This window comes from Brevibacillus invocatus, from assembly GCF_003710915.1.
In the GTDB taxonomy this organism is placed as follows: Bacteria; Bacillota; Bacilli; order Brevibacillales; family Brevibacillaceae; genus Brevibacillus; species Brevibacillus invocatus.
In genome coordinates this window covers 1-18,098 of sequence record NZ_RHHR01000030.1, presented here as the reverse complement: position 1 = coordinate 18,098, position 18,098 = coordinate 1, and the positions used below count along the sequence as shown (strand labels likewise).

Genomic DNA, 18,098 nt, shown 5'->3' with positions numbered 1-18,098 from the left:
AAATCCTGCTCCCGCAACCAAATCTTCCTTGTACAACGTTGACCATACAATGTGATCAAGGCGAGACAAAATGTCCATTATGGAGCTGTGGTGAAGTTGGAGTTCACGCCGGTCTGTCACACCGGAGGTCGCGGGTTCGAGTCCCGTCAGCTCCGCCATTTTTAAATGGCGTGATTCATTATAGAATGAGGCTCGGTAGCTCAGTCGGTAGAGCAGAGGACTGAAAATCCTCGTGTCGGCGGTTCGATTCCGTCCCGAGCCACCTTGTAGGGGCATAGTTTAACGGTAGAACGAAGGTCTCCAAAACCTTTGGTGTGGGTTCGATTCCTACTGCCCCTGCCAATGATTTTTCTATAAGCTTTAGAACGTGGCGGTCGTGGCGAAGGGGTTAACGCACCGGATTGTGGCTCCGGCACTCGTGGGTTCAAGTCCCATCGATCGCCCCATTGTTTTTAAAGTTGGGGAAACCTTATTGGGGTATAGCCAAGCGGTAAGGCAACGGACTTTGACTCCGTCATTCCTAGGTTCAAATCCTAGTACCCCAGCCATTTATTTGCGGATGTAGCTCAATTGGTAGAGCGTCGCCTTGCCAAGGCGAAGGTCGCGGGTTCGAGACCCGTCGTCCGCTCCATAGTTGGAGGCATAGCCAAGTGGTAAGGCACGGGTCTGCAAAACCCTTATCCCCGGTTCAAATCCGGGTGCCTCCTCCAAAAGAATATGCCGGTGTGGCGGAATGGCAGACGCGCGCGACTCAAAATCGTGAGGGAAACCGTGGGGGTTCAAGTCCCTTCACCGGCACCATACGTAATCGACGAATTCTGATTGTCAACTTGATTGATGATCAGAATTTTTTCATGAAAAAAGGAAAAGTAAGCAACAGTAAGAAAGCAACGAGCTTCACAAAGTGACTCATCACTCCCAACAAGGCATTTCCGATATGAAGGAACAGCTTCTTCGATTGTTTCGAAAGAAGCTTATTTTACGTGTCAGAATCGGTTCAAGCTCGAATAGAGTTTGAGGCAAACTAGGTTTGGTGAAGAGGTGCACTTTGGCCGAAAGGATAGTATTGAAAAGACCTAGTGCTTCGTGCATAGTGGTGGAGTGGACAGAGAGAATGAGGAATATGTTTAAATAGTAAAGAGGTGGTTGATGTGAGGTACGGATTGCATGACAAGCCGCCTGTTGGTACGACTCTTTTGTCTGCCCTGCAATGGATGATCGTGACGGTATCGAGCAGCGTCGCTGTGCCCTTGATGATCGGGGACGTATACGGTTTGCAGCCGGATGAGATTGGTAAGCTCATGCAGCAATCCATGTTTTTCATCGGATTTGCTTCGCTTTTACAGGTTTGGATTGGACATCGATATCCAATGATGGAAGGGCCAGCAGGGCTGTGGTGGGGTATTTTCGTCATTCTAGCGCAAATCGGAACCAGCCTGGGTCTTCATCCCCAAGAAATCGGTCAGTCCTTTCAGCTTGGTCTGATGATGGCTGGCGTCCTGTTTATCGTCTTTGGGATGTTGGGTTGGGTTGGAAAGCTTCAGAGATGGTTTACCCCCCTCGTCTCAGGAACGTACATGATCTTGCTGGCTGTTTCCTTGTGCAGCAATATTTTGGCAGGTATGCTGGGAATCGGATTTCAACATTCAAGAGAAGTACAGCCGATGATCGCACTCGTCTCGATTGCCATTGTAGCTCTGGTTATCTGGTTGACGCGATTGAAGCGATTCTCCAGCTTTGCCGTCTTGATCGGCATGGTGGTGGGCTGGGTGTTTTATGCTGTCATGGGGTGGACAGAGCCCGTTCGTCCGACAGACCAAGTCATTGCATGGCCATCCCTATTCTTCTGGGGAGCCCCACGCTGGGATTGGGGAATTGTCCTAACCAGTACGTTGACAGGCTTTGTCCTATTGACCAATCTGGTGACTAGCCTCGTGGTCATGGGGAAGGCGACAAATACGGAGCCTACGCTTAAACAGTACAATCGCGGGGGAGTGTTTACAGGGGTATCCCATATACTTTCCGGACTGTCTGGAGTAGTCGGGATGATCCCGCTCTCGCTGGCAGCAGCCGTCATTCAGACCACGCGAATGGCGTCCAGGCTGCCGTTTATGCTGGCAATGGTGGGGATCATGGTCATTGGTTTATTTCCTGCGATTTCGCACTTTTTAGCGGCATTGCCTACACCGGTGGCTTATGCTGCACTGTTTATCACCTATACAAAGCTGCTTGGATTTGGATTGAAGGATTACGTGAGTATGGAGATGGACGAGCGGACCATTACAGTAGGGGGAAGCTCGCTATTAGTGGGAATTGGCATCATGTTCGTTCCTGCGACGGCGTGGCAAAATATGCCGCCAATGATCAGCTTTTTATTCGGAAACGGACTGCTGCTGGGCGTGATCGTTTGTCTGCTGCTTGAGCATGTCGTGTTTCGCAAACGTGAAGGATCTGAAGGACAAAAAGACGGCCACGCAGCATAGTGGCCGTTTTTTAAGCGCCAGTCGATATGCTGAAATGGGTGTAAGGCTACTCCAGTCCTGCGGAACTTTTCAAGCCCTCTAGATCATGGATGGAAATTTGGCGATTTACGATTCGTATGTAACCTCTGTTTTGCATATCAGACAAGATCTTTGTAACGGTTTCTCTGGCCGTAGCCGTCATGTCTGCCATTTGGTTATGGGTGAGTTTTAAACCGACGACACGATCTTCTCCTTGGTCTTCAGTCAGCCGGATTAGCAGGTTGGCGATTAGTTCATTTGCCTTCCGCAGACGTTCCAGAGCAGTATTGAGGATTTTCATGAAAATGGCGGGGTTTCGATTAAGCAGCTTTAAAAAATGTTCCTTCTTAATGATGTAAACGGTGCTCTTTTCCAAGGTATTTGCAGAAGCTGAACGTACTTTTTCATCGCCGAACAGTACCATTTCCCCGAAAAAGTCTCCCTCGTTAAAGATCGCGAGAATAATTTCGCGTCCTTCTTGATGACGATAAATTTTTACTACTCCGGATTTTATGATAAAAAGCTTACCGATCATGATGTCCATGCTCGCACAGGTTTCGAGCGAGAATAAATTTGGCCGGAACTCTGGAATTGTCAACGGTGGAGTCGCCATCATTGGTATTTTCCTTGGACCCATAATCGTAACGCAAATCGCTGCTGTTACGAATTGGCAGATGTCATTCCTGTTGGTGAGCTTGCCGACCTTCATCCTTGCTTTTGCTTTAATCAAGTATACGAGAGAAGTGGAGATTAGTCCCGCAGACAAAGCACTGCACGAGGAAGGGAAGGCAGGCGGTTTTTTTGTGGCCCTGAAATACAGAAATATCGTGATTTGTTGTCTTATAGCAATAGTGAACATGGCTGGGTATTGGACACTGCTGCTGTTTGCTCCACTATACTGGGTTAACGTTGGAAATATTTCTGTACAGAACATGGGCTTCATGACTTCTGCTATGGGGCTTCTGGGCATTGTATTGTCATTTATCTGCTGTTTGCTGGTGTTGCAGGAGGATTGGGGCCGATTTTCATGACGCTTATCCCGCTGGAGCCTTTTTCCTGGCTTTTCTATTCAGTTTTATATTGAAAGAATCTCACCCTGGAAAAATACCTTTATCATCCGTTGACAGAAAGTTATGAAAAAAATTAAGGAGGAGATCGCATGATGAAAGAAAGGTTGAAAATCGTAGGATATGCCGACAAAATCAGTGTTCAGCCAGGAGAGGAACTGAAATTCATGGTCAGCACCTCAAGTCCGAAATATACTGCCGGCATCGTAGGATTCAGTGGGGGGATGACCGGCCCGGATAGTGATTTGCCGAGCGAACCGATTTTTGCCCCATGTTTCAGTGGGCTCGATCAACTGGGCAGGAAGCATGGCATGGAATGAGTACGACAATAATGTAGCCCGTATCAGCGACAACATCCTGAACCGCTTTCTGGTAAAAAACTCTGTGTAGAAGAAGAGAAACAAAAGCCTTTCATTCATGAAGCATTAAAAAAAAAGGAGACGGCCCACCATTTGGGGCCGTCCTTTTATGTTATGATCAGACCAGTGAAGCTTGGGCAATTTCACCGCCATTGATTTCCGTAAACATGCGTCCGACTGAGCCGAGAATTTCATCTTTCTTTGAGGCGGATAGCTGCTCATGGAAAAAGATGACCTGCAGCATATTGCGGCTTTGATCGGTCACACAGGTTCGCTTGGAGTCCACGATTGGGCTGCCAAATGCCCCTTGCTCGTCGGCTAACAGCGGTTTGTTTTCCATGCTGACTTCGCGACCATTCAAGCCTTCGTAGTGATCATCGGCTTGCCCCACACGGCAGACTACGTCTCCATGAATTTGATCCAGATCGTAGATGCCCAAAGGCAAGGCATACAAAACAGAGAAAAAGTTGTTTACATCTACAGCACTATTCACCCAAAAAAACGGGTTCCCTTGTAGCAAACGGCGCAGCAAGGCTTCTGAGGAAGGGCGATAACGCGAAGGATCAGTGCCTAGCTGCTTCAGAGCAGCACGCCATTCACGAACGCCTTCGATTTCTGTCAGACGGGAGACTTCGTGTTCGAGGCGAAGGTTTTCTATGAAAAAATTGATGCGCCCTTGCAGCATTTTGGGAGAGTCGCTGACAGACGCGCCGTGATACTGAAGAACACCCAAGGAAAGCTGAGGTAGGCGTTCGGTAACGGATGAATCCAGTCGTACATGTATCAAATCTCATTCCTCCGACGAACCTATTTTTGGTAGTATAACAAATTTTTTTTGTGGAAGCGACTAACCTTCGTTACAATAGAAGAGGACAGGAGGGATACCCTGGAGATGACAATGCGAGAAGTGATGATTTATACAGACGGGGCATGTTCGGGAAATCCGGGACCTGGTGGTTGGGGAGCCGTTCTGATGTACGGCGAACACATCAAGGAAATGTCCGGTGCCGAGCCCAATACAACGAATAACCGCATGGAGCTGCAGGCTGCGATTGAGGCCCTCTCCATTTTAAAAGAACCTTGCAAGGTTACCTTGTACAGTGACAGCGCCTATCTAGTAAACTGTTTTAAACAGGGCTGGTACAAGGGCTGGCTGAAAAATGGCTGGAAAAACAGCAAGGGACAGCCGGTAGAGAACCAGGATTTGTGGAAGGAACTGCTTCGTTTGATGGAGATTCATCAAGTAGAATACGTCAAAGTAAAAGGACACGCTGACAACAAGTGGAACAACCGTTGCGACGAGTTGGCGACAGGAGCGATCAAACAGCTGTGAACGACCAGCAGTACTGGGTACAGACGAAGCAGGCGATCATTGCATATGCCAAGGAAATCGGAATCGACAAGATCGGCTTTGCCAGTGCGGACCCGTTCGTGGAGCTGCGTGGACGGCTGATCGAACACCGAGAAAAGGGATACGAGTCTGGATTTGAAGAACCGGATCTGGAGAAAAGGACGCAGCCTGACCTCATTCTGGAAGGGGCCCGCACCTTGATCTCCATCGCACTGGCTTATCCATCCAAGCTGGAAAACCCGCCAAAATCGGAGCCGGGTGCTTATCGCGGCATTCTTTGCAGGGCGGCATGGGGAACGGACTATCACCATGTCCTGCGCGACAGACTGGCCAAGCTGGCCCGGTTCATTCGAGAACTGGAGCCGGGAGCGCAAATTGAGTCGATGGTAGACACGGGAGCCTTGTCAGACCGCGCTGTAGCTGAGCGTGCCGGACTAGGCTGGGTAGGGAAAAACTGCGCTTTGATTACGCCGGAATTCGGCTCCTGGGTCTATTTGGGCGAGCTTGTGACGAATCTGCCGCTTCCCTTCGACCAGCCTGTAGAAGAAGGCTGCGGGGATTGCAATATTTGTGTAGATGCCTGCCCGACCGGAGCATTGGTGCAAGGAGGGCAGTTGAATGCGCAGCGTTGTGTGGCGTATCTGACACAGGTAAAGGATTTCATCCCGGATGAGTTTCGGACCAAGATCGGCAATCGGCTCTATGGCTGTGATACGTGTCAGACGGTTTGTCCCAAGAATCGCGGCATTCACAACAGCCACCAGACCGAGTTTATTCCCGATCCCGAGGTAGCCAAGCCTTTGCTGATCCCCTTGTTGGAGATGAGCAACAAGGAATTCAAAGAGAAATTTGGCCTTTCTTCTTCGTCATGGCGAGGAAAAAAGCCGATTCAGCGCAATGCGATTTTGGCATTGGCTCATTTCAAGGATCGGTCGGCGGTGCCGCACCTGGCACGATTGCTGGAGCATGATCCTCGACCCGTGATTCGCGGAACAGCAGCATGGGCGCTGGGCAAAATCGGAGGCGAGGATGCCGAAGCAGCTTTGAACCGTTCGAAGGAGCGCGAGGACTCTCCAGAAGTTTTGGAAGAGGTGCGAAAAGGTCTCGAGATCATGAACAGTCAGGTGCAGCAGAAGAACACAGAGCAGACAAAATAGCAGGAAAAACGGATAAGGGAGGAAGGTTGGATGACTAATACGCTGCAGTATACCATCATGGACTCACCTATCGGACCGTTGTTGCTGGCTTCTACTGAACAAGGACTTTGTTTTATCGAGTTTGGTGACGAGGAGCGCAGCTTGCCATCTTTGCAGCGCTGGTGCAAAAAAACCTTTCTGGGGATGACGCTGGTGCGTGACGAGCAGTGGAATGAGCCAGTCAAAGCTCAGTTAGAGGAGTATTTTGCCGGATTGCGTCACACGTTTGACCTGCCATTTGTGTTGTACGGTACTCCCTTTCAGAAATCCGTATGGACTGCGCTGACCAGCATTCCCTATGGTGAGACACGCTCCTACAAGGATATTGCGCTAGCCATAGGCGCATCGAAAGCTGTCAGAGCCATCGGTGGAGCGAATAACCGCAACCCGATCCCGGTGATTATTCCTTGCCATCGTGTTATTGGCTCCAATGGCGCATTGGTCGGCTACGGGGGAGGATTGCCAATCAAGGAGTATTTGCTATCTTTAGAAAAGGTACCTCTTTCCCTTTTCTCTTCATCCAATCAAGTCACCCGCTGACCCGGGTGGCTTTTCTTTTTCTTCTGAAAGTCCATTTTCTTACATATTCTGCTATGAACGCTAACGGCAAATGCATGATAGACAGACGATCTGAGATGAAGGACACGCAAATTAGAAGGGAGGGGCCTGATGGACTGGAGGGGATTTATTCAAAAGTATTTTGATGCTGTGCATTGGTCGTGGATGGACGGGAAGTATGAAAGACTTGCCGCATTTTTTACCAGAGGAAAGGAGACCAAGGCTGGTGAATGGGACCGTTTGACACGGGAGTACAGTCAAACCGTGAACCGTGGCGCGGTCATATACGCGGTTAGTGGGCGTGTAGTACCGCTGTACTGGATGGAGACGGGAGACAGCATGGAAGTACGCTTGTCTTGGACGGGATGGCGGCACTATCGCATCGGAGAAAAAAGGCATGTGGAAGCTAGTCGTCGCATCATTATCGTTTATCTGAGCAAAGAGCAGGATACATGGACGATCACAGATACACGGGAATGGGAGGGGGACGAGAAGCTGGAAGAGGTTTATGAAGAGCAAGCGGAAACTCCCGTTACGGTTGTCGGGGAGCGTGTCACAAAACCGTTTCTGGTGGTACATGGGGCAAGCGGATACAACGCCAGAAAGGCAGTAGAGTATGCGCATCAATATTGGAATTCACCCAACCCCGCTTATCCTCACTTCACCGATGATTGCACCAATTTCATCTCGCAATGCTTGCATGCGGGAGGGATTCCGATGCTGTTTTCCAAGGAAAAGACCAAAGGCTGGTGGATTCGGACAGGCAAGGGGAGCGAATGGAGCTTTAGCTGGTCGGTCGCTCATAGCTTGTATTTACTGCTCAAATCAGGGGGAGAGCCGATACGCGCTGTCGCGAAAAGCTCTCCCGAGGAATTGATACCAGGTGATGTGATCTGTTACGACTTCAACGGAGATGGTCGGTTTCAGCACAATACGATTGTCGTGGCCAAGGATGGGTATAACATGCCACTGGTGAATGCCCATACGACAGACAGCAGTATGCGCTATTGGTCATACGAGGATTCGACTGCCTATACGCCACAGATCCGCTATGCCTTTTTTCACATTCAGGGGGTAAAAGGGTGAAGCGGTTTAACGTTGCCTCTGCCATAGCGCTCGCCAAAATAGTATGGTGCGAACTATCCAGACAGCGAATGCAAACAAGAGGATGTCGGATAGGGAATGCGGCTCCCCTTTTATAAATTGGATATACGTCAGTCCATGCACAACTACGAGAAGGAACAGGAACGGATTAGCCAGATGGAGACGTTTCCAGGTGGAGCCGCCTAGCTGTTTTGCAGCACGGTCTGAAGAGGTCAAGAGAAGGGCAAGGATCATCAGAAAGGCGATCAGTCCCAAGTAATTGGCTACCCCGATGAGCGACCAGCGCAAATCGGGCCAACCTGCTTCATGAGGATAGAAGACAAAAAATAATCTGAGCCATCCATGCTGTGATTGCTCCAATAAGCTTTGGTCGATGATCATCAGGCGAGGCTCACCCGAAAACAGGATGAGCACAAGGACGACATGTATGAGTGCGGTGAGCCCTGCCCAAATCCCGACATCGCGGCGAATGGACAAGCAGGCAGATCCGATGCGGGCAGGCAGCAAGGATTTGATCGGTCCAATCAACAGGGTTAAACCAATCAGGACGAACGATACATAGCCAAGAATCATGCTGGTGGCTTCCATAGGCGGAAATGATAAGAAGTCTTGCCACATCCAGCCTATGCTTAGTGCCACGAAAACCAGACTGATCATGTGTGTGACCAGACGAAAGGATAGCGTTTGAGCCATCTGTCAATCAACTCCTCATGGACCCAAAGGTCATTTCCTCTTAGATGCAGCAAAGGGTGGTTCCGTTACAGAGCAAAAAACCTGTCGCAATCCATTCGAATGTTCGAAGGGCGACAGTTTTCTCTCCTGGCATCCCGTATGGCGGATGCCCATTTTTTCTATTCAAGACCAGGGAAAGCAGATAGGCGGTGGCTTTTCAAAGGCTTGGTTAGGTATAATAGGGGATGTTTGATAGCTCGGATACCAAGGAGACATTGCCGTTATGCCGCTACACATTGTTTTGCATGAGCCATTAATCCCTGCCAATACGGGAAACATCGCCCGTTCCTGCGCAGCGACTGGTGCACACCTGCATTTGATTCATCCGCTCGGTTTTTCTACCGAAGACCGCTATCTCAAGAGGGCAGGACTGGATTATTGGCATGCCGTGAATGTTCATCATTATGATAGCTTCGAGCATTTTGCCGAGGAGCAGGGGCCAGATGCCGGGACATTTTACTTTGTCGAGACGTGGGGAGAAACCTTGTACGCAGAGGTATCGTTTCGTGACGGAGACTACATTATCCTGGGCAAAGAGACGACAGGACTGCCAGAGGAATTGACCAATCGCTATCGGGAGCAGACGATTCGAATCCCCATGAGCGGTGCGACACGTTCTGTGAATTTGTCCAACTGTGCCGCTATCGTACTGTTCGAGGGCTTGCGTCAGTTGGGTTTTCCCGGGTTGAAGTAATGGTTGCAAGCGGGATTTGCCAACTTTGAAAGGAGAGAGAGAAATGAGTATAAGCACGATTCTGTTTGACCTGGATGGAACCCTTTTGGAGATGCAGACCGAACCATTTGTCCAACAGTACCTGAAGGTTTTGGGAAGTCATGTAGGAGACGCGTACGACACGCAAAAGATGCTTGGCTTGATCTGGGATGGAACGAAAGCGATGATCATGAGCAAGGACGCAGAAAAAACAAATGAGCAGGTCTTCATGGAGTATTTTGCGGAGCACGGCGAATGGAACCTGGACGAGCTGTGGCCGATTTTTGATGCGTTTTATCGGGATGTGTTCCCGTCCCTAATGGAGCATACCCAACCATCTCCTTGGGCCAAACAGATCGTGGAAGCGGCAAAAGGACAAGGCTTCCGTATCGCTGTAGCGACCAATCCGGTGTTTCCGCGAGATGCGATCCACCATCGCTTGTCCTGGATCGGGTTGAATCCCGCTGATTTTGAGCTCGTGACGGTCTATGAGGAGTCTCATTTTACCAAACCCAACACGGAGTATTTTAGCGAGATTTGCAGTAAGCTGGGCGTGGAGCCGGGTGACTGCGTGATGGTCGGAAACCACATGCAAGAAGATATGGTGGCATCGAAACTGGGCATGAAGACGTTCCTCGTTACCAATTGGCTGGAGGATCGCGGAGAACCACAGTATGCGGTGGATCAAAAGGGATCACTGGAGGAATTGCATCAGGCGATCTCGCAAAGAAGCGGCGTGTTTGCCAAATAGCTTACGAATGGTGCAGGACATGGAAAAAAGCAGGTTGCCCGACATAGGCAGCCTGCTTTTTTTCTGGGAGCGATGCAAGATATCGTTAGCTTACGCTCGTCTTACAGGTTCCAGGTTCTGTCCTTGTCGTAACCGGCTGTAAGGATGAAAAACACAAAAGCGCCAAAGACCAACCCTACGATAAACGTACCCATGTTGGACTGCTCCTTTCGTAAACAAACTACTCCCATTATAGCGTAGCTTGCCCTGTTTGAAAACGGGCTAGCAGGGCATCTTTGCCAAAGTTCGACAAAACTCCATACGTAGGAATCCATCTGAGTGAGAAGCAACCGAGAAATACGATGAAGTTATCGAACCCAAATGGGACGTGAAGTTGAGATTTTCTATCGCGTTCACAAAGAACCGAAGAAGTTATCCGAAACTTGCGACAACGGCTTGCATACGATATGAAAAGGGCTGAATGAGCCTGATGAAGGCATGTGAAGAAAACTGTTGCAAGCGAATGTGGAACCGCCAGCGGACATATACATGAGAGTACATTGTCGTTTGGGGGAAGAGAGAGGGGCTTATGAGGGAGGAGTGACGAGCATGGATATTTTAAAGCGTATTTCAGAACACAGGGCCCGAGAAGAAAACCTGATGTGGAAAGGAACCTTTGCTGAGTATCTTCAGCTTTTGCGAAAAAACCCGCAAATTGCCCAGACGGCTCATTCGCGCGTTTACAACATGATCAAAAGTGCCGGCGTAGAGGAAAATGAAGACGGTTCTCGTTCGTATCAATTTTTCAGTCGTGAAATTTATGGATTGGATCGCTCGATTGAACGGCTGGTGGAAGAATATTTTCATTCGGCTGCCCGCCGTCTCGATGTACGCAAGCGGATCTTGCTTCTGATGGGACCTGTAAGTGGTGGTAAATCAACATTGGTGACGATGTTGAAGCGCGGCCTGGAGGAGTATTCCCGAACAGATGAGGGAGCCGTGTATGCCTTGGATGGTTGTCCGATGCAGGAGGAGCCGCTCCATCTGATTCCGCGCGAGTTGCGATCTGAAATAGAAGAAGAGCTGGGTATCAAGATCGAGGGTGAACTGACCCCTTACAACCGGATGAGGCTGGAACAGGAGTACAATGGGCGCATTGAGGATTTTCCAGTGACTCGGATTCTGTTCTCGGAGTCAAACAGGGTAGGGATAGGTACCTTCAGTCCGTCAGATCCAAAATCGCAGGATATCGCCGATCTGACCGGAAGTATCGACTTTTCGACCATCACCAAGTACGGCTCTGAATCGGACCCGCGTGCCTACCGCTTTGACGGGGAGTTGAACAAGGCAAACCGCGGGTTGATGGAATTCCAGGAAATGTTGAAGTGCGATGAAAAATTCTTGTGGCATCTGCTGTCGTTGACGCAGGAAGGAAATTTTAAAGCGGGTCGCTTTGCGCTCATCTCTGCTGATGAATTGATCGTCGCTCATACGAATGAATCGGAGTACAAAGCATTTATCGCGAATAAAAAGAACGAAGCCCTGCAGTCTCGTATCATCGTGATGCCAATGCCGTATAATCTGCGGGTCAGTGACGAGGAAAAAATTTATTCCAAGCTGATTCGGCAGTCTGATCTGGGGCATGTGCATATCGCGCCTCACGCGCTTCGCTCGGCAGCCATTTTCTCCATTATGACCAGGCTGAAGGAATCGAAAAAGCAGGGCGCCGATCTGTTGAAAAAAATGAGGCTCTACGATGGTGAATCCGTGGAAGGCTTCAAGGGGGCCGATCTGGAGGAGCTGCGAAACGAATTTGCCGACGAGGGTATGGCCGGCATCGATCCGCGCTATGTCATCAACCGCATCTCCAGTGCGCTGATTCGGCGTGATACCGAGTGCATCAATGCGCTGGATATCCTGCGAGCGCTCAAGGAAGGCTTTGACCAGCATCCGTCCATCACCAAGGAGCAGCGTGAACGCTACATGAACTTCATTTCCATCGCGCGCAAGGAGTACGACGAGCTGGCCAAGAAGGAAGTGCAGAAGGCCTTTGTCTACAGCTATGAAGAGTCGGCCAAGACGCTGATGGATAACTATCTGGATAACGTCGAGGCGTATTGCAATATGAATAAGCTGCGTGATCCGGTGACTGGTGAGGAGATGGATCCGGATGAGCGTTTGATGCGCTCGATCGAGGAACAGATCGGCATCTCGGAGAACGCCAAACGGGCATTCCGTGAAGAAATCCTGATTCGCATCTCGGCTTATGCGCGCAAAGGCAAGCGTTTTGATTACAGCTCTCACGACCGTCTACGTGAAGCAATCGAGAAAAAACTATTCACCGATCTGAAAGACGTTGTGAAGATTACGACCTCGAACAAAACACCGGATGAGCATCAATTGAAAAAGATCAACGAAGTAACCAAACGACTTATTGAGGAGCATCAATACTGCCCTGTCTGCGCCAACGAGCTGCTTCGCTACGTCGGCAGTTTGTTGAACCGCTAGATCAGTCACACATTCGGCGCGGATTGCGCCAGTTACTAGGAGGAGACGGCATGAAAGACTCTTCATCGTTCATTGTCTCCCGGGAAGACTGGTCGCTGCACCGCAAAGGGTACCAGGACCAAACTCGACACCAGGAAAAAGTGAAGGAAGCTATTAAAAAAAATCTTCCTGATTTGGTGAGTGAAGAAAACATCATCATGTCGAACGGACGGGAAGTCATCAAGATCCCGATCCGTTCGCTGGATGAGTATCGATTGCGCTATAACTTCCAAAAAGGCAAGCACGGGGGACAGGGGAAAGGAAACAGCAAGGTAGGCGATGTGGTTGCCCAGGATGGCGACCCAGCGCAGGGAGCTGGCAAAGGGCAAGGAGCTGGCGATCAGCCTGGTGTGGATTATTACGAAGCCGAGATCAGTGTGGAAGAGCTGCAGGAGATGCTGTTTGCTGAGCTGGAGCTGCCCAATTTGCAGCGCAAGGATGAAGACCAGATCGTCATCGAAGAGACACGCTTCAACGATGTGCGCAAAAAAGGCTTGATGGGCAACATTGATAAAAAACGGACACTAATCGCTGCGATCAGGCGCAATGGACTGGCTGGCTACAGTGATCTGGAGCTGGGCATCACCGATGATGACCTGCGGTTCAAGACCTGGGAAGAGATCATCAAACCTCATTCCAATGCCGTCATCATTGCGATGATGGACACTTCAGGCTCCATGGGTGTATTCGAGAAATACATTGCGCGCAGCTTTTTCTTCTGGATGGTCCGCTTCCTGCGCACCAAATACGAGAAGGTAGAGATCGTCTTCATCGCACACCATACGGACGCCAAGGAAGTGACAGAGGATACCTTTTTCTCCAAGGGAGAGAGCGGGGGAACGATCTGCTCCTCCGCGTATAAAAAGGCGCTGGAGATTATCGATAGCCGCTATCCAACCTCGCAGTATAACATCTATCCGTTCCACTTCTCGGACGGCGACAACCTCACCTCTGACAATGAACGCTGCGTCAAGCTGGTGAAGGAATTGATGGATCGCTGCAATATGTTTGGATATGGGGAGGTCAATCAGTACAACAGGCACTCAACCCTCATGTCCGCTTATCGACATATCAAGGAACCGAAGTTCATGCATTGCGTGATTCGGGAGAAGGGGGAGGTCTACAAGGCGCTGAGGACGTTTTTTGGGAAGAAGGAAGCTGTGACGTAGCACGTAGGAAAGTTGCTCGGAATTCCAAAAGGCCCCAGAGAGATCAGGGGCCTTTTGTGAATGTCCTGCAAGATAAAAATCGTGAGGAGGCTAAATATGTATCCGCAAAAGCATCGTAAGCGCAACACAGGAGCTTTTACCTTCTTAGCGTATTTTACATTAGGTGTAGGCGTACTCTTATTTTCCATTGGACTCTATAATGCGACTACTCTTGAATTGTATGAAAAAGGGTATTATATAGCATGCATGCTTCTGGTAGCTGTTGGGTCAATATTGACCCAAAAAGTAGTGAGGGATAACCCCCTGTGTCAGAATAGTTGTCGTACCCCTCTAAAGAACGTATAGTAAGGAAAACGAGGACGAGGTGGGAGACAATGAACCAAGTGAGCAAGGAGTTAAAGCAGAGCATTTTGCAACGGATGATGCCGCCCAGCAATGAGCCTGTCAGCCAGATCGCCAGAGAGAGCGGACTATCGGAAACAACGCTATACAAATGGAAAAAGGCGGCCAAAGCACAAGGAAAGATCATGCCTGATGGTACGCAGCCTGCCGAGAGATGGAGCACAAGAGATAAATTTGCCATCGTGGTGGAAACCGCTGCGCTAAGTGAAATCGAACTGTCGGAATACTGTCGCGCTAAAGGGCTATTCGTCGAACAAGTAGAGGCTTGGCGTGATGCCTGCATGCAAGCCAATGGCGGGAGAGTCGAGCAAGCGAGCAAGCTCCAAAAGGATCTCCGTACAAAGGAGCAAGAGGTAAAAACCCTAAGCCGTGAGCTGCAGCGCAAAGAAGCGGCGCTCGCGGAAACGGCCGCGCTACTGGTGTTACGAAAAAAGGCCCAAGCGATCTGGGGGGACCAAGGGGACGAATGATCAGTGCCTCAGATTCGTCAATTAGCCATATCACTGATTCAAGAAGCGGTCGAAGCCGGAGCAAGAGAGCGGCTCGCCTGTAAAGAGCTTGGACTGACTCAGCGCACCCTGCAACGTTGGCGACAGTATGGTGCGCGTGAAGATGGGCGTCCAAATGCGAAACGGCCTGAGCCCGCCCACAAGCTCAGCGAGGATGAAGAGCAACAGATTCTGGACGTCATTCATCAACCGGAATTTCAGAGTTTGCCTCCGAGTCAAATCGTTCCCGCGCTGGCCGATCAGGGGACGTATATCGCTTCCGAATCGAGCTTTTATCGCGTGATGCATAAACACAAACAGCAGCAGCATCGTGGACGGAGCAAGAAGCGAACCGCCAAGCCGCTGACAAGTCACCGTGCAACCGGGGCTAACCAGGTCTGGATGCGGGATATTACGTGGTTGCCTGGGCCGGTTAAAGGCTTGTTCTTCTACCTCTATCTCGTGCTGGATTTGTATAGTCGCAAAATTGTCGGTTGGGAGAATTGGGAGGAAGAGTCGGCCGAGCATGCCAGTCAATTGATTCGCAGAACCGTGCTAAGTGAGCAGTGTGTCGTTCGCCAGCAACCACTTGTGCTGCACTCGGACAACGGTAGTCCAATGAAAGGGGCAACCTTATTAGAAACGCTGTACAGTTTAGGTATTACCCCTTCTAGAAGCCGTCCGCGAGTTAGCAATGATAACCCCTATGCTGAATCCATCTTCCGGACATGCAAATACCGTCCAGAGTACCCTGAGCAAGGGTTTAAGGATCGCACAGAAGCGCGTGAATGGGTGCTACGTTTTGTGCGCTGGTACAATCACGAGCATCGCCACAGCGGACTTAACTTTATAACGCCGAACCAGAGACACAACGGTCTGTCTAAGCAAGTATTTGAGAAAAGAAAACAAGTCTACGAAACCGCGAAAGCCTCGAATCCTGGTCGCTGGTCAGGGGCTACACGCGATTGGAGCCTGGATGAAGAAGTTTGGCTCAATCCGGAAAAAGCGACCCTTATTCAAGCTGAGCAAAAAGCTCAAACATAGCTATCTTATTTTCATCAATTCGCGACAACTATCTTGACAAACACCGTAAGCAAAAGGGATCAAACCGATGGAAAAAAGCTGTGAATATGTTAGCTAAGGAATACGAACATATTGCAAATCAGCGCCATTACAACATACATACGACTTCCCGTAAACTTATTGATACTTATGATCTGATTGCTGTCGAGGATTTGGAAATTAGAGGAATGATTCAAAGGGGTGACTTTTCAAAAAGCATATCTGATGTTGGTTGGTACAGAATTGTTCAATGTTTAGAGTATAAGGCAAAGCTTTTTGGCAAGCAGATTCGAAAGGTAGATCCAAAAAACACATCTCAACTTTGTTCGAGCTGCGGATTTTTGGTAGAAAAGACGCTTCAAACTCGGACACATACATGCGGAGAATGTGGATTGAATCTGGACAGAGATATTAATGCATCAATAAATATCCTCCGACGTGCGTTGGAAGGATAAATTAGTATCCAAAGGCTCGTTCAGCGCCTGCGTGGAGGGTTGGGATGCCGGCCCGTTGAAGCGCGAATACCGGTATTGAGCTTGTAAAGTCGGTTGCAATGGCACATTTAGCACTATTGGTAGTGAAACCGGTGATCACGTTATGTGCGTTGATGTCGTGGCGATGTTGCAATGGCACATGTAGCACTACTGGTAGTGAAACAGCGTATATGGTGGTATTCAACGACCCGATAAAGTTGTAATGACAAATCAGCACTATTTGTAGTGAAACTGTGTGTATAGCCTTTTATGGCCTGAATGAAATGGTAAATGTAGTACTACTTCTACTACAGGTAATGAAACTGGCTCAGACGGACCACAATATCATTAGCAATGGTTAAAATCTAAATCTTAAGGAAAAAATATCATGTATTGTATGGGTAAAAAATATGGCCAGGAGGATTTGCATGAAAAAAACAACTGTATTGTTAGTGGTAACCATGTTATTTGCTTTACTGGGAATATCCTTTACTTCGACGCAGAGTCAGGCTAAAGAAATAACTGATCCAGACATTAACCAAATAATATTGTCCTCATTAAAAGATACTTATCATAAGGGAAAACCTCTTTATGATAGTACACCAATTAAGCCAAGTGGGGATGTCAAAAATGTAAAGATCCTAAAGATGGTTAACAATAAATCTTTTGTTCATGTTCTCTATAGCTTTGAATTAAATGGTAAATCGAAATATGGACTATGTGACATAACAGTAGATAATTGGAGGGTATCGAGAAATAAAACAGTTACACCGAGTTCCAAACCCCTTCAAATAATGACGTTTCATTCATCAAAGTATAGCGATGTCATAGGATTTGTAAAAGAATCTGAGACGGTAAAGACAATACGAATAACGTATGAAGACGGGATAATGGAATCCATTGATGTCTCAGATACGTATATAATTTATTATCCGAAACATAAACATGCTGATTTGAAAATAGTAGAAGCTGTAGATGAAAGTGGTGGTAGTATTAAAATTTATCCGATTCATGCATAACCTATAAAAAAAAGAAACCAGCCCTTCGTCTGGTTTCTTTTTTTATCATTTCGAGGCCTCTCCATCCACATTGACGTAGAAGCCACCTACTGTATCGTTGTTTGTAAGTGATTCCCATATCAATTGATATCTTGTCCCCGGTTCTAAATTATAGAAACCAAGGGATGATCCCTTCTCTGCATCACCCTCTCCATAATCTCGAAATTCAACTACGTCACCATTAGAATCATATAGAGTCCATGTAATATGAGCTTTTTCGCCAGCGTGAACTCCGTAGTAATTATAATCTACAGAAAATTCATCTACTCCAGAGCTAAGGTGAATGTAAGCCCCATCGTAATCTCCTTTATCCGTAGGTCGGATGTAAAAAGGACCATACCTTGCTTCTGCCGCGAACACGGGGGTAAGTGATGAAAAAAGCATGGTAATGATCCCCAAAAAAATGACAAATGAATCAATTTCATAATTGCTCATCTTAAAAATATACAGACTGCCCCAATCTCTTCTTTATCCTTTTTTAAAAACTAAGCCGCGACTGGCTTCTTGTTTTCCAGTGCGTTACGAATCCGATCAGTGGCTAATTTAGCGGCATTATAAACAAGAGTTACCAAATCAAAATGAACTATGT

At 48.5% G+C, this 18,098-nt stretch carries 18 protein-coding genes, 8 tRNA genes and 1 pseudogene; 23 read left to right on the top strand and 4 right to left on the bottom strand.

Features of this window, described 5'->3' with window-relative positions; genetic code table 11:
• Nucleotides 1-81: 81 nt before the first annotated feature.
• From EDM52_RS16535 to EDM52_RS16495, 9 genes are all read left to right on the top strand, one after another.
• A tRNA-Asp gene (locus EDM52_RS16535) sits at nt 82-158 on the top strand.
• 31 nt (nt 159-189) lie between these two features.
• A tRNA-Phe gene (locus EDM52_RS16530) sits at nt 190-262 on the top strand.
• 6 nt (nt 263-268) lie between these two features.
• A tRNA-Trp gene (locus EDM52_RS16525) sits at nt 269-342 on the top strand.
• A gap of 28 nt (nt 343-370) precedes the next feature.
• Nucleotides 371-446: transfer RNA gene (locus EDM52_RS16520), tRNA-His, on the top strand.
• A 27-nt stretch (nt 447-473) separates the two neighbouring features.
• Nucleotides 474-548, top strand: a tRNA-Gln gene (locus EDM52_RS16515).
• A gap of 7 nt (nt 549-555) precedes the next feature.
• Nucleotides 556-631 (top strand) — tRNA-Gly (locus EDM52_RS16510).
• A 5-nt stretch (nt 632-636) separates the two neighbouring features.
• Nucleotides 637-710 (top strand) — tRNA-Cys (locus tag EDM52_RS16505).
• Between the two features lie 9 nt (nt 711-719).
• A tRNA-Leu gene (locus EDM52_RS16500) sits at nt 720-801 on the top strand.
• Between the two features lie 350 nt (nt 802-1,151).
• On the top strand, nt 1,152-2,483 hold the full coding sequence (locus EDM52_RS16495; protein WP_122910074.1) for a purine/pyrimidine permease: 1,332 nt from the start codon (nt 1,152-1,154) through the stop codon (nt 2,481-2,483).
• Nucleotides 2,484-2,529: 46 nt separating this feature from the next.
• Here EDM52_RS16495 and EDM52_RS16490 read toward each other — a convergent pair whose 3' ends face one another.
• Nucleotides 2,530-3,036 (bottom strand): Crp/Fnr family transcriptional regulator, encoded by a 507-nt coding sequence (locus EDM52_RS16490; protein WP_221175555.1) that lies wholly within the window; start codon nt 3,034-3,036, stop codon nt 2,530-2,532.
• Between EDM52_RS16490 and EDM52_RS24370 the strand changes: the two genes are divergently transcribed.
• Together EDM52_RS24370 and EDM52_RS16485 are read left to right on the top strand one after the other, a co-directional pair.
• The gene (locus EDM52_RS24370; protein WP_183185152.1) at nt 3,035-3,532 is read left to right on the top strand and encodes an MFS transporter; all 498 of its coding nucleotides are present in this window, start codon (nt 3,035-3,037) and stop codon (nt 3,530-3,532) included. The genes EDM52_RS16490 and EDM52_RS24370 overlap by 2 nt on opposite strands.
• A gap of 128 nt (nt 3,533-3,660) precedes the next feature.
• Nucleotides 3,661-3,888 carry a hypothetical protein gene (locus EDM52_RS16485; protein WP_122910072.1) on the top strand — a complete coding sequence of 76 codons (228 nt, stop codon included), beginning with the start codon at nt 3,661-3,663 and terminating at the stop codon, nt 3,886-3,888.
• Between the two features lie 157 nt (nt 3,889-4,045).
• Here the strand turns inward: EDM52_RS16485 and EDM52_RS16480 are convergent, their stop codons facing one another.
• A complete protein-coding gene (locus EDM52_RS16480; RefSeq protein WP_122910075.1) occupies nt 4,046-4,711 on the bottom strand; it encodes a B3/B4 domain-containing protein in 666 nt (221 codons plus the stop codon).
• Nucleotides 4,712-4,825: 114 nt separating this feature from the next.
• On the opposite strand from EDM52_RS16480, the gene rnhA reads away from it, so the two are divergent.
• The 4 genes from rnhA (at nt 4,826) to EDM52_RS16460 (ending at nt 8,118) form a co-directional block, all read left to right on the top strand.
• The gene (gene rnhA / locus EDM52_RS16475; protein WP_183185157.1) at nt 4,826-5,260 is read left to right on the top strand and encodes a ribonuclease HI; all 435 of its coding nucleotides are present in this window, start codon (nt 4,826-4,828) and stop codon (nt 5,258-5,260) included.
• Nucleotides 5,257-6,435 carry a tRNA epoxyqueuosine(34) reductase QueG gene (gene queG / locus EDM52_RS16470; protein WP_122910070.1) on the top strand — a complete coding sequence of 393 codons (1,179 nt, stop codon included), beginning with the start codon at nt 5,257-5,259 and terminating at the stop codon, nt 6,433-6,435. The genes rnhA and queG overlap by 4 nt, the downstream gene beginning before the upstream one ends.
• A 30-nt stretch (nt 6,436-6,465) precedes the next feature.
• Nucleotides 6,466-7,014 (top strand): methylated-DNA--[protein]-cysteine S-methyltransferase, encoded by a 549-nt coding sequence (locus tag EDM52_RS16465; RefSeq protein ID WP_122910069.1) that lies wholly within the window; start codon nt 6,466-6,468, stop codon nt 7,012-7,014.
• 129 nt (nt 7,015-7,143) lie between these two features.
• Nucleotides 7,144-8,118: an amidase domain-containing protein gene (locus EDM52_RS16460; RefSeq protein ID WP_122910068.1), complete on the top strand. Its 975-nt coding sequence runs from the start codon at nt 7,144-7,146 to the stop codon at nt 8,116-8,118.
• A 6-nt stretch (nt 8,119-8,124) separates the two neighbouring features.
• Here the strand turns inward: EDM52_RS16460 and EDM52_RS16455 are convergent, their stop codons facing one another.
• Nucleotides 8,125-8,829 carry a ferric reductase-like transmembrane domain-containing protein gene (locus tag EDM52_RS16455; protein WP_122910067.1) on the bottom strand — a complete coding sequence of 235 codons (705 nt, stop codon included), beginning with the start codon at nt 8,827-8,829 and terminating at the stop codon, nt 8,125-8,127.
• Between the two features lie 262 nt (nt 8,830-9,091).
• On the opposite strand from EDM52_RS16455, the gene trmL reads away from it, so the two are divergent.
• The 8 genes and pseudogenes from trmL (at nt 9,092) to EDM52_RS16415 (ending at nt 17,470) form a co-directional block, all read left to right on the top strand.
• A complete protein-coding gene (trmL, locus tag EDM52_RS16450) occupies nt 9,092-9,562 on the top strand; it encodes a tRNA (uridine(34)/cytosine(34)/5-carboxymethylaminomethyluridine(34)-2'-O)-methyltransferase TrmL (RefSeq protein WP_122910066.1) in 471 nt (156 codons plus the stop codon).
• Nucleotides 9,563-9,605: 43 nt separating this feature from the next.
• Nucleotides 9,606-10,331 carry an HAD family hydrolase gene (locus tag EDM52_RS16445; protein WP_122910065.1) on the top strand — a complete coding sequence of 242 codons (726 nt, stop codon included), beginning with the start codon at nt 9,606-9,608 and terminating at the stop codon, nt 10,329-10,331.
• 588 nt (nt 10,332-10,919) lie between these two features.
• Nucleotides 10,920-12,818, top strand: coding sequence for a PrkA family serine protein kinase (locus tag EDM52_RS16440; protein WP_122910064.1), 1,899 nt, complete (start codon nt 10,920-10,922; stop codon nt 12,816-12,818).
• A 50-nt stretch (nt 12,819-12,868) separates the two neighbouring features.
• The gene (gene yhbH, locus EDM52_RS16435) at nt 12,869-14,026 is read left to right on the top strand and encodes a sporulation protein YhbH (protein WP_122910063.1); all 1,158 of its coding nucleotides are present in this window, start codon (nt 12,869-12,871) and stop codon (nt 14,024-14,026) included.
• A gap of 96 nt (nt 14,027-14,122) precedes the next feature.
• Nucleotides 14,123-14,371 (top strand): YiaA/YiaB family inner membrane protein, encoded by a 249-nt coding sequence (locus EDM52_RS16430; RefSeq protein WP_122910062.1) that lies wholly within the window; start codon nt 14,123-14,125, stop codon nt 14,369-14,371.
• A 29-nt stretch (nt 14,372-14,400) separates the two neighbouring features.
• A pseudogene (locus EDM52_RS16425) lies at nt 14,401-15,960 on the top strand (IS3 family transposase).
• Nucleotides 15,957-16,433 (top strand): RNA-guided endonuclease InsQ/TnpB family protein, encoded by a 477-nt coding sequence (locus tag EDM52_RS25725; protein WP_338075436.1) that lies wholly within the window; start codon nt 15,957-15,959, stop codon nt 16,431-16,433. Before EDM52_RS16425 ends, EDM52_RS25725 begins: the two are co-directional and overlap by 4 nt.
• Before the next feature lie 446 nt (nt 16,434-16,879).
• A complete protein-coding gene (locus EDM52_RS16415) occupies nt 16,880-17,470 on the top strand; it encodes a hypothetical protein (RefSeq protein WP_122910060.1) in 591 nt (196 codons plus the stop codon).
• A gap of 45 nt (nt 17,471-17,515) precedes the next feature.
• Here the strand turns inward: EDM52_RS16415 and EDM52_RS16410 are convergent, their stop codons facing one another.
• Nucleotides 17,516-17,944 carry a hypothetical protein gene (locus tag EDM52_RS16410; protein ID WP_122910059.1) on the bottom strand — a complete coding sequence of 143 codons (429 nt, stop codon included), beginning with the start codon at nt 17,942-17,944 and terminating at the stop codon, nt 17,516-17,518.
• Nucleotides 17,945-18,098 lie beyond the last annotated feature (154 nt).